The 12,031-nt window shown below is 59.0% G+C and carries 6 protein-coding genes; 1 reads left to right on the top strand and 5 read right to left on the bottom strand.

The annotated features are described in order from the left end of the window. Position 1: 1 nt before the first annotated feature. From GEV02_RS18615 to aceE, 5 genes are all read right to left on the bottom strand, one after another. Positions 2–4,261, bottom strand: a complete 4,260-nt coding sequence (locus tag GEV02_RS18615) for an RHS repeat-associated core domain-containing protein (protein WP_174999172.1) — start codon at positions 4,259–4,261, stop codon at positions 2–4. 309 nt (positions 4,262–4,570) lie between these two features. After that, entirely contained in the window at positions 4,571–4,948 is a 378-nt protein-coding gene (locus GEV02_RS18620; protein ID WP_152839383.1) for a hypothetical protein, read from the bottom strand. 60 nt (positions 4,949–5,008) lie between these two features. Next, entirely contained in the window at positions 5,009–6,793 is a 1,785-nt protein-coding gene (lpdA, locus tag GEV02_RS18625) for a dihydrolipoyl dehydrogenase (RefSeq protein ID WP_152839384.1), read from the bottom strand. 9 nt (positions 6,794–6,802) lie between these two features. After that, positions 6,803–8,464, bottom strand: coding sequence for a dihydrolipoyllysine-residue acetyltransferase (gene aceF / locus GEV02_RS18630; protein WP_152839385.1), 1,662 nt, complete (start codon positions 8,462–8,464; stop codon positions 6,803–6,805). 19 nt (positions 8,465–8,483) lie between these two features. Further along, positions 8,484–11,174, bottom strand: a complete 2,691-nt coding sequence (gene aceE, locus GEV02_RS18635) for a pyruvate dehydrogenase (acetyl-transferring), homodimeric type (protein WP_152839386.1) — start codon at positions 11,172–11,174, stop codon at positions 8,484–8,486. 234 nt (positions 11,175–11,408) lie between these two features. Here aceE and GEV02_RS18640 point away from each other — a divergent pair, with 234 nt between their 5' ends. Then, positions 11,409–12,029: a PEP-CTERM sorting domain-containing protein gene (locus tag GEV02_RS18640; protein WP_152839387.1), complete on the top strand. Its 621-nt coding sequence runs from the start codon at positions 11,409–11,411 to the stop codon at positions 12,027–12,029. The last annotated feature ends 2 nt before the right edge of the window (positions 12,030–12,031 follow it).

Genomic DNA, 12,031 nt, shown 5'->3' on the forward strand with positions numbered 1-12,031 from the left:
TCTAATTTGGGTTAAAAGTCCCAAGGTTCGCAGGTATTGCACCGCCTTGGGGTATGTAGATGTATTGCGCACCAGGAAGCGATAGCGCGTCATAGAATGTAAAGCCGGGCAAGGTGGACGGGTCGCTACTGGACAATCCCGCAGCATTCATTGCCTTCCCGACGCTTGTAGAGCAATTGTTATTAATTGCCCCATATTTCCCCTTGGGCTGCACCATGGATTCTCTCAAACTGGCTTCTTGTGCCGGTGTTGTATTAAGCAGCACGATTTGCACCATCCGCTCTGCCACTTGGGAAGCTAGGTATTTATCCATGCTACTACCGTACGGATGAACCGTCCCAAAACTGTACACGCCTGAGCCCGAAGTAGCCAAAGCGATATGGCCGAAAGGATTGCTGCTTATACCTCCAGAAAGAATGATCGCGCTGGCCAAACCTGATGGGTCCATCTTACTCAATGGATTCCCACCGACATATGCATAGGTGTTTATGCCACCATCCAGGCCAATCGGATCACTCTGCAAATAACGGCCAACAGTGGGATCATAGTACCTGTTCCAGTTATACCAAAGCCCGCTCTCGCTGTCGACATACTGCCCTGGGAAAGCGATGTTAAGGCCACCAATCGTATCCGAGGTGACGGCACGATCAAACGCCGCATTGGCAGCGCGCCATACTATGCCTCCCGTGGCATTCGTCAGCACTTCCGGCCGCCCCAGATGATCATTATGGCTCGCATAGAACGTCCCGCCACGCACGATACCGAGCAACTCACCGCCCACCCAGACGTAATTGGTATTGCTGGCACCGGACTCGGCGAGCAGTTCTCCGGACGGGCCATAGATACTGGCTGTCGCGCCCCCGGCAATTTTGTAGGCGCGCTGATTGAATGCATTGTTGCGGTAGTCGCCGACCACGGCGCCGTTCACATACACCTTGCTCAGCCGATTGAAAGTGTCGTATTCATAGGTGCGGCTGCCATCATTGCGGCTTTCACTGCCGAGGTTGCCCGCCTGATCGTAGTACAGGCTACGCGCTTTGCCGTTGCCACTCCAGGCACTCAGCTGATTGTTCAGCGGGTTGATGGTGTAGCTGTAGCCGATCCCCTGCCGGGTTTGCCCCGTACGGTTGCCGACGGTGTCCCAGGAAAATGCCTGTGCGTCAGTGCTGCGGTTCGTGGAACCCAACCGGTCCGCTGCATCGTAGCCCAATGTCTGCGTCATCGGCGTATTGACGGCATCGGTCAGTGTCTGGATCAGGTCGACGTTGTTATAGCCCAGGGTCACGTTGTGCACGGCCGAACTCGTCATCTGTGCGATGCGGCCATCGGTGTCCAATGTTACCGAGCGGGGCAGTCCATTGCCGAAGCGCCAGGCATAGCGCGCACCGTTCGCCGCCTGATACAGGAAGGTATCGGCCAGCACCGACCACGTGCCGCTCAGGGAGCTGCGTATCCGCGAAAGCCTGCCGTAGGCATCATAGTCGTAGCCCAACGAAAAACCGCCCGGATAGGTCATCGTACTCAGGCGGCCGGCGGCATCGTAGCCCCAACCCAGAGTGTAGTTGGCGCCATTAATATTGCTGACCTTGCCGGTCAGCTGAGCGGCCGCATTATAGGCAAACGACGTGCTTCCGGTCGCGTCGCTCACACTTGTCAAATGCCCCTTGCCGTACGCACCGCTGTCGTATGTGTAGATCTCGCTGACACCGCCACTGCTGCGTGACAGCAAGCGCCCCAGCTTGTCCCAGCCGTAAACCAGCACTTTCCCGTTCGCCTTGCTCTCGCTGTAAAGAAGGCCGGCGCTATCGTAGTCGTAGGTCGTGGTGCCGGAATCTGGGCTGACTTGGGTGGTCACGTCTCCGAAGCCGTTGCGGGCATAGCTGGTCGTATGTCCACGCGGGTCTTTTACCCACTCCAGCATGCCATTGTCATCGTACGAATACTCGGTCACTCCCAGATCCGGCGCCGTTTGTTTCAGTAAACGGTTTTGGCTGTCGTATTCATACCGAGTGACATGGCTCTGGACATCAGTAACGGACTCAAGGTTGCCGTTGCCGTCGTAGCGATAATCCACACGCTGTCCACTGTTACCCAGTCGCCGGTAGGAACGGCCCAAGGAGTCGCGCACCATGCTGTTGCTGAATTCGCCGGAAACCGTGGCAGCAGGCGTCGCACCACTGCCCGGCGTCGCACGTTCCGAGCTGACCTTGACAGTGTTGTTGGCCACGTCGATTGAGGTCAACTCGAATTTGGAGAGCGCATCGCCGACTTTCTCCAAGCGCGTGGCGGCGTTGTAGCGATAACGCTGAACCCGGCCGTCGGCATAGGTGATATCGGTGACTTGTTTATTGTTGTTATAGGCCAGCGTCGTCACCCTAGCCCCGGTGGGCAACATCTGCGTGATCGATGTCAAATTGCCGTTCGGCGCATATGCGTAGTTCGTTTGCACACCATTGATGTCGATATGCGATCCAGGCAGTCCCAAGCCGTTATAACCCGTCCAGGATTCTTGCTGGTTCAAAGCATTGGTGAGCGTCGCCATGTTGCCGAAGGCGTCATAGGTGACCGTGGTTGTGCCCGTCACCCCATTTGCCAGGATTTCGGTGTAGGTCCGGCTGGCAATCGTGCCGCTGCTATTAAAACTGTAGCCGTAGTTCGTCTTCCTTTGCTTACCGGTTTTGAGATCGTCTTCGGTCACGCTGGCGACGCGGCCGGTGGGATACCCGCTGGTGTAATAGGTATAACTGATGCGGTAGTAAGCAACACCAGACGTACCCGCATAGTCGATGTGGTCAATCTGACTGTCGTTCCAGACGTTGGTCCTGGTCAGCGCGTCAGCGGTTCCCGCCGCCGTGGTCACGCTCAGGATGCGGCCAGCCGCATCGATGCTGTATTGGGTGCGGTTGCCCTTCCAATCCAGCGAATAATCTGGATAGCCGTTGGGCAGATAGACGTTTTTAGCGTTGGCACCGCCGCAGGTTCCGGTGGCGCTGCGCGACACGTCTGTGAGTTTTTTCTCTCCCGAGATCGTGGCGAAGGTGTAGGTAGTAGGCTGACCCAGCGCATTCGTGACGAGGGTCGTATTGGCGCCATATGTGAATGTGTCGCTTTGCTCGCCTCCGGCCAGGCTGCTTTGCTGGACGCGTTTATCAGCGTAGTAGGCGTAGGTGCTGTAGCGCGCGCCATTGATCGAAATACCTGTCAGTAGCGTCGGATCGGCATTCTCATAATGGTAGGTGCGCAGGTCCGCAGTCTGGCCCGCGATGGTCGGCGAGGTGACGCTGGTCAGCATGCCTCCGGCATTGTAGCCGTAAGTCCAGATGTTGCCGGAGGCATCCTTGACGGTGCTCACGCGGCTGTTCGTCCCCCAACCCAGCTCGATAAACTTCCCGGCTGTATTGGTGATGCGGCTGACGCGCCCGGTCAAATAGGTGTAGTACACGCCGACGCCAATATCGTCGCTGATGCTTTGGATGCGGCCGCTGTCGTCGTAATAGTAGGTGACGTGATTCTTTTCCAGTGTCCACCCGCTACCCGGCGTGTACAGCAAGGTCCCGGTGGATGCGGCGCCGCCGGAACTATAGGTGTAACTGTCGCCCGCCGCCAACGGCGCCAATTTGACGCCATTGGCGGCAGCGAACTTCCTCATCAATTCACTGCGCGCGCGCAGGGCTGAGTTGCTGGTGAGGGAGCTGATCTGGCCGTTGAATTTATGGGTGAATTTAGTGCCGTCGGTATCGGTGACGGTGGCCTTCTGTGGAATACAGGCGCCGTCAGGAGTGATCGTGCAGCCGGCCGTGGTAAAGACGATGCGCGGAATATCCAGATTGGAGAGCCAATTCGGCCCGAACAACGAACCGGTTGCTTGCTTGCTGCGATAGGTCCGGGAGACTCCCAGGCCGTACTCGCCACCAGCCGAGAAATCCACCTCGTCTTTATATTTTTCTCCGGTGCTGAGAATGACGGGGTTCTCGGTTTTGGGACAGGTCTTCGAGTCATCCGTTGCCGCAGGATCGACAGTATTGGCTGCTGCGGGACCGGCATCCGCCGGCCCTGTTCCTGCTGAAGAACTACCCTTGGCAATGCCGCTCGAACTGGAAAAATTGCCCCGCCCACTGACGTCATCGCCACCCCAAAAAGGTCGCAGCTTCTTGTGTGGGATCTCCACTGATTGGATGTCTGGATCGTCCGCAAATGCAGGAGGGGCAACGAGTGATAGTAGAAACACCGCTTTGAATGCTACCGATATCCGCGAATTCATCCAATCCTCCAGAGTGGCTATTATGATGACGGTCTGGTTGCAGTCGTTGCAACAGCAACTCATTTGGACTGTAAGGTATTGTTACTTTGTTTTCAATTAAATAATTATAAATTTAGTTACGTTGTTAAAAATTACAATTGAATAGAATGCTTGCCAATAAAATGATGTAGCAATCCCCACATCGCGTATGGGGACCATTTCCGTGGTCAGCGGCGTTCCACTGCGCACTTGGCTACCATGGCCGGCGCGCCTATGCATCCAGGCGCGAACAGCAACTCCGTCCGACGTCGCGGTGGTGTTGTTGCCAACCTAATCCACCAGCGCGCCCATCGCCATGGCAGCCAACAGGCCAAGCGCAGCGATCAGTCCATACGCGATCAGCGACAGCATGGCGGCGCCTTTGCTGCCCAGCAGTTCACCGCCGGCGTCACGAGCACGTGGCGCCAGGTACCACGCGCCGATGCCGACCTGGATCACCATGCCTGCGGCGATCGACACCAGTAGTGGAATCGCATTGCCGGACAAACGATTCAGCAGCGTGCCGGCGCCCAGCACCATCAGCAGTATCAGGCTGAAGATGCAAGCGTCGCGCCAACTCAGTAGCGCGCGCTTGTACAGGAACGCCGCCAGCTTCACGAGACTCGTGTACAGCGCAATCGACAGCAACAGCGGAAAAATAGAACTCATCTCATAACCCCAGATATAAAAAAACCGGGAACAAGTCCCGGTTTCGTGATGCTGCTTTGCTTAGCGCTTGCGCGGCGGAGGCAGGTCGGTGCAGACGCCTTCGTACACTTCGGCGGCCATGCCGATCGACTCGCCCAAGGTCGGGTGCGGGTGGATCGTCTTGCCGATGTCGGTGCCGTCGCAACCCATCTCGATTGCCAGCGCGATCTCGCCAATCATGTCGCCGGCGTGCGTGCCGACGATGGTGCCGCCGATGATGCGATGCGTTTCAGCGTCGAACAGCAGCTTGGTGAAGCCCTCGGCGCGGCCATTGGCCACGGCGCGGCCGCTCGCTGCCCAAGGGAAGTGGCCCTTCTCGACCTTGATGCCCTTGGCTTTCGCTTCGTCCTCGGTGATGCCGGCCCATGCCACTTCCGGATCGGTGTAGGCCACCGATGGAATCACCTTCACATCGAAGTGCGACTTCTGGCCCGCAGCAGCTTCCGCCGCCACGTGGCCTTCGTGCACCGCCTTGTGCGCCAGCATAGGCTGGCCCACCAGGTCGCCGATGGCGAAGATGTTCGGCACGTTGGTGCGCATCTGGCTGTCGACCGGAATGAAGCCTCGATCGGACACGATCACGCCTGCCTTGTCGGCGGCGATCTTCTTGCCGTTCGGGCTGCGGCCCACTGCAACCAGCACCAGATCGTAGATCTGCGGGGCTGGCGCGGCAGCGCCGGCTTCCGCCGCTTCGAAGGTGACTTTGATCCCTTCCGGCAGCGCTTCAACGCCTACCGTTTTGGTCTTGGTCATGATGTTGTCGAAGCGCTTCTCGTTGAACTTCTGCCAGACCTTGACCGCATCGCGATCAGCGCCTTGCATCAAACCGTCCATCATTTCGACCACGTCGATGCGCGCGCCGAAGGTGGAGTACACGGTAGCCATTTCCAGGCCGATGATGCCGCCGCCGATGACCAGCATGCGTTTCGGGATCTGGCGCAGTTCCAGCGCGCCGGTCGAATCGACGATGCGCGGATCTTCAGGCACGAACGGCAGCTTCACAACAGCCGAACCAGCTGCGATGATGGCCTGCTTGAACTGCACCACTTTCTTGGTGCCGTCGCCAGCCGTGACTTCGATGTGGTTCGCGCTCAGGAACTGGCCGACGCCGGTGACGACCTGCGTCTTGCGTGCCTTGGCCATGCCGGCCAGACCGCCGGTCATGTTCTTGATGACGCCTTCCTTGTACTTGCGTACCTGGTCGATGTCGATGGTCGGCTTGGCGAAGGTGACGCCGGTGTTGGACATGTGCGAGGTTTCGTCGATCACGGATGCCACGTGCAGCAGCGCTTTCGACGGAATGCAACCTACGTTCAGGCACACGCCGCCCAGCGTTTCGTAACGCTCGACGATCACGGTGTTCAGGCCCAGGTCCGCAGCGCGGAACGCGGCGGAGTAACCGCCAGGACCGCCGCCCAGTACCATCATGTCGCAGTCGATGTCGACCTGGCCGGCATAGCTGCTACCGGCTGGTGCGGCGATCGGTGCGGCTGGTGCAGGCGCTGCGGCCGCAGCTGGAGCTGCCGCAGCAGGCGCCGGCGCGGCGGCAGGAGCCGCAGCAGCCGCGCCAGCGGAAGCTTCAACCACCAGCATCAGCGAGCCTTCCTTGACCTTGTCGCCAACCTTGATCTTCACTTCCTTCACCACACCTGCGTGCGACGAAGGAACTTCCATGCTGGCCTTGTCCGATTCAACGGTGATCAGCGACTGATCGACCTTGATCGTATCGCCAACCTTGACCATCACCTCGATCACTTCAACTTCTGCGAAGTCGCCGATGTTCGGCACTTTCACTTCTGTGCTCATAGTCGCTCCTTACAGCAGAATTTTGCGCATGTCGCCGAGCACTTCGCTCAGGTACACGGAGAAGCGAGCACCCATCGCGCCGTCGACCACGCGGTGGTCGTAGGACAGCGAGGTACCCATCATCAGGCGAGGCTGGAATGCCTTGCCGTCCCACACCGGCTTGATCGATGCCTTGGACAGGCCAAGGATCGCCACTTCCGGCGCGTTGACGATAGGAGTGAAGTGCGTGCCGCCGATGCCGCCCAGCGACGAGATGGTGAAGCTGGCGCCTTGCATATCGGTCGGCTTCAGCTTGCCTTCGCGCGCTTGCAGCGACAGCTCGGTCATTTCGCGGGCGATCTGCGAGACCGATTTCTGGTCGGCGTTTTTGATCACTGGCACAACCAGGCCGTTCGGCGTGTCGGCCGCGAAGCCGATGTTGTAGTACTGCTTGAGGATCAGGTTTTCACCCTTCTCATCCAGCGACGCGTTAAACGCCGGGAATTTCTTCAGCGCGGCGACCGATGCCTTGATGACGAAGGCCAGCATGGTCAGCTTGGCCGCGTCCTTGTTCTTGGCGTTGGCGTTGTTGGTCTCGACGCGGAACGCTTCCAGCTCGGTGATGTCGGCATCGTCGAACTGCGTGACGTGCGGGATCATGACCCAGTTGCGGTGCAGGTTAGGACCAGAGATTTTCTTGATGCGCGACAGCGGCAGCAGTTCGGTCGGGCCGAATTTGCTGAAGTCGATCACCGGCCATGGCAGCACGCTAATGCCGCCGTTGCCGCCTGCTGGCGACGATGCGCCCGCAGGTGCAGCGGTGGTACCAGCCATCACGCCCTTGACGTAGTTCTGCACGTCCAGCTGGGTGATGCGGCCTTTAGGACCGGAGCCAGGCACCTTGAGCAGATCCACGCCCAGTTCGCGGGCGAACTTGCGGATCGACGGCGATGCGTGCGCCAGCTTGCCGGTTTGGACCGAGCCTTGCGATGCGGCTGGTGCGGCAGCGGCGGCGGCAGGCGCCGGCGAAGGCGCGGCAACAGCTGCTGCTGGAGCGGCTGCGGCAGCAGGCGCAGCAGCGGCAGGAGCCGGAGCAGCGGCGCCACCGGTGGCTTCAACCACCAGCACGACGGAGCCCATCGCAACCTTGTCGCCAACCTTTATCTTCACTTCCTTCACCACACCTGCGTGCGACGAAGGGATTTCCATGCTGGCCTTGTCCGATTCAACGGTCAGCAGCGATTGATCGACCTTGATCGTATCGCCAACCTTGACCATCACTTCGATGACTTCAACTTCCTTGAAGTCGCCGATGTCCGGCACTTTGACTTCGACCGGGCCGGCCGAAACGGCGGCAGCCGGTGCAGGTGCTGGCGCGGCAGCAGCGGCAGGCGCCGGTGCTGGAGCCGCAGCGGCTGGTGCAGGTGCGGCAGCGGCAGGAGCTGCGCCAGCGCCATCAGCTTCCAACAACAGCAGCAGCGAACCCATAGCCACCTTGTCGCCGACCTTGACCTTGATTTCCTTGACCACGCCAGCGGCGGACGAAGGAATCTCCATGCTGGCCTTGTCCGATTCAACGGTAATCAGCGACTGGTCCACCTTGATGGTGTCGCCGACTTTGATCATCAACTCGATGATTTCAACTTCCTTGAAATCACCGATATCCGGGACTTTAACTTCCACAATGCTCATAGCGTCTGCTCCGTTCTAATTATTGAGTCACCGGATTTGGCTTGTCGGCGTTCAGGCCGTACTTGACCACAGCCTGTTCCACCACCTTGGCGTCGATCTTGCCTTCTTCCGCCAGCGATTTCAGCGCAGCGACCGTGATGTAGTAACGGTTCACTTCGAAGAACTCGCGCAGTGCGGCGCGGGTGTCCGAACGGCCGAAACCATCGGTGCCCAGCACGCGGTAGGTGCGGTCTTTCGGGATGAAGGCGCGGATCTGCTCAGCAAACGCACGCATGTAATCGGTCGTCGCAACGATAGGGCCGGTCGTATCCTTCAGCAGCTGCGCCACGTATGGCACGCGTTGTTCCTTGGTCGGGTTGACCAGGTTCCAGCGCTCTGCGTCCTGGCCGTCGCGGGCCACCAGCGTCAGCGATGGAGCGGACCACACGTCGGCGGCGATGTTCCAGTCGTTCTTCAGCAGTTCTGCGGCGAAGATCGATTCGCGCAGGATGGTGCCGGAGCCGATCAGCTGCACGCGCTGCTTGGCTTTCTCGTCGCCTTTCTGCAGCAGGTACATACCCTTCAGGATGCCCTCTTCCTGGCCTGGCTTGATGCCTGGGTGCGGGTAGTTCTCGTTCATGATGGTGATGTAGTAGAACACGTCTTCCTGTTCTTCCACCATGCGGCGCATACCGTCCTGGATAATCACGGCCAGTTCGTGGCCATAGGTCGGATCGTAAGGCATGCAGTTCGGTACAGCCGCTGCGAACAGGTGGCTATGACCGTCTTCGTGCTGCAGACCTTCGCCGTTCAGCGTCGTACGGCCGGCGGTGCCGCCCATCAGGAAGCCACGGGCGCGCATGTCGGCGGCGGCCCATACCAGGTCGCCGATACGCTGCATGCCGAACATCGAGTAGTACGTGTAGAACGGGATCATCACGCGGTTGTTGGTCGAGTACGAAGTCGCCGCAGCGATCCACGAGCTCATACCGCCGGCTTCATTGATACCCTCTTGCAGGATCTGGCCGGCCTTGTCTTCTCGGTAGTACATGACCTGGTCTTTGTCGACCGGCTCATACAACTGGCCTTGCTGGTTGAAGATACCAACCTGGCGGAACAGGCCTTCCATACCGAAGGTGCGCGACTCGTCGACCAGCACCGGCACGATACGCGAACCAACGCTGGAGTCTTTCAGCAGCGTGGTCAGGATACGCACGTAGGTCTGGGTGCTCGATACTTCGCGGCCTTCTGCGGTCGCATCCAGCACGTTCTGGAACGCGGACAGTGGCGGCACGGTCAGCTTCTCGTCGGCTTGCATGCGGCGGGCCGGCAGGTAGCCGCCCAGCGCGGCGCGGCGCTCGTGCAGGTACTTGATTTCCGGTGCGTCGTCGGCAGGCTTGTAGAACGGGATGTCGGCCAGCTTGTCGTCCGGGATAGGGATCGAGTAGCGGTCGCGCATTTCGCGCACGGCTTCGTCGGTCAGCTTCTTGGTGTTGTGCGCGGTGTTGCGTGCTTCGCCGTGCTTGCCCATGCCGAAGCCCTTGATGGTTTTCACCAGCAGGACGGTCGGTTGGCCTTTGTGTTCCTGTGCGACCTTGAAGGCGGCGTAGATTTTGTGCGGATCGTGGCCGCCACGGGTCAGGCGCCAGATATCGTCGTCGGTCATGTTGGCGACCATCTCCAGCAGCTTAGGATGCTTGCCGAAGAAGTTGGCGCGCACGTAGGCGCCGTCTTTCGCTTTGTAGTTCTGGTATTCGCCGTCGACGGTTTCCATCATCACTTTGCGCAGGATGCCTTCTTTGTCCTGCTTCAGCAGCGCGTCCCAACCCGGGCCCCAGATGACTTTCACGACGTTCCAGCCGGCGCCGCGGAAGTCCGCTTCCAGCTCTTGAATGATCTTGCCGTTGCCGCGCACAGGGCCGTCCAGGCGCTGCAGGTTGCAGTTGACGACGATGACCAGGTTGTCCAGCTTCTCGCGCGCGGCCATGCCGATCGCGCCCAGCGACTCCGGTTCATCCATCTCGCCGTCGCCGCAGAATGCCCAGACTTTACGATCGGTGGTGTCGGCGATCGAGCGCGCGTGCAGGTACTTCAGGAAGCGTGCCTGGTAGATCGCCATCAACGGGCCCAGGCCCATCGACACGGTCGGGAACTGCCAGAAGTTCGGCATCAGTTTCGGGTGCGGGTACGAGGACAGGCCCTTGCCGTCGACTTCGCGACGGTAATGGGTCAGCTGCTCTTCGCTCAGGCGGCCTTCGAGGAACGCGCGGGCGTACACGCCTGGCGAGGAGTGGCCCTGGATGTACAGCAGGTCGCCGCCGTGGCTTTCGCTAGGCGCTTTCCAGAAGTGGTTGAAGCCGATGCCCAGCATGTTGGCCAGCGAGGCGAACGAGGACAGGTGTCCACCGAGGTCGCCGTCGACGCGGTTGGCCTTGACGACCATCGCCATGGCGTTCCAGCGCATCCACGAGCGCAGCTTCTCTTCGTATTCCAGATTGCCTGGGCAATGGGTTTCGAGGTGGGCGGGGATGGTGTTGACGTATGCGGTATTGGCGGAGAACGGGATATCCGAGCCGCTTTGGCGGGCCAGGTCGATCAGGCGTTCCATCAGGTAGTGAGCACGTTCAGGGCCCTCTTGTTCCAGCACTGCGGCCAGTGCGTCCAACCATTCTTTGGTTTCTTGCGAATCAGGGTCGGGGTTTGCCGTTACCTGGTCAAGTTGAGCTGACATGTATTAAGTCTCCTGAGTTTGAGTGCTGAACTAACGCTGATTATTTACCAATACTTCGATGCCGTGTTCGATTCTAACAGTACTTTCGCCGCTTTTCAAATTACGACACGTGATTTCATAATGCGAAATAACAATGCGGGATACATGTGAAAACATTACATTTGTTTCATTGACAACAAGAAATGTCGCGCTCATACTTGGCATTTAATCATCTATCTTTGAAAAGGTTTTATCATGTCGATATTACGTTTGTGGCGCTACGCGCTGATGCTGGTCATTTCCTGCCTGAGCCTGAACGCCATGGCGGCACCGCAACTGGTGACCAGCGGCTCCGGTGACACGCTCACGCTGATGGGTGTGCGAAATATCATGGTGAATGACGTCGCGTATAACGTTTCATTTGCCCACGGCGACTGCTGGGACTTCCGCGGCCAGGACTGCAGCACGCTCAATAACATGCCTTTTGCCAGGAACGAAAGTCTGATGCTCAAAGCCGAAGCCGCCCTGTCGTCCGCGGTATTTGGCTCGGGCAACCAGTTCTCCCATCAGCCTTTGCGCATTAATGGCTGCAGTGCCGCAGATGAGTGCAACCTGGAAACCATGTTTGACAAGGCATTCAGCTGCCAATGCTACCCCGTAAATGCCTACCTAACCGTCTTCGCCGACCCGACGCGAGCGGATCAAAGCTACGCCACTGTCATCAGCCAGGGTACCTCGGGATACCCTAACTTCACCTACGCTAACTGGTCCGCCGTACCAGTGCCTGAGCCAACCAGCTGGGCGATGTATAGCATCGGCATGATCGCCTTGGGCGGTATGGCACGCCGTCGCCGCACCGGCAAGAAGACGTCGTAGTC

The sequence above is a fragment of the Rugamonas aquatica genome, assembly GCF_009380215.1.
GTDB classification, from domain to species: Bacteria; Pseudomonadota; Gammaproteobacteria; order Burkholderiales; family Burkholderiaceae_D; genus Rugamonas; species Rugamonas aquatica_B.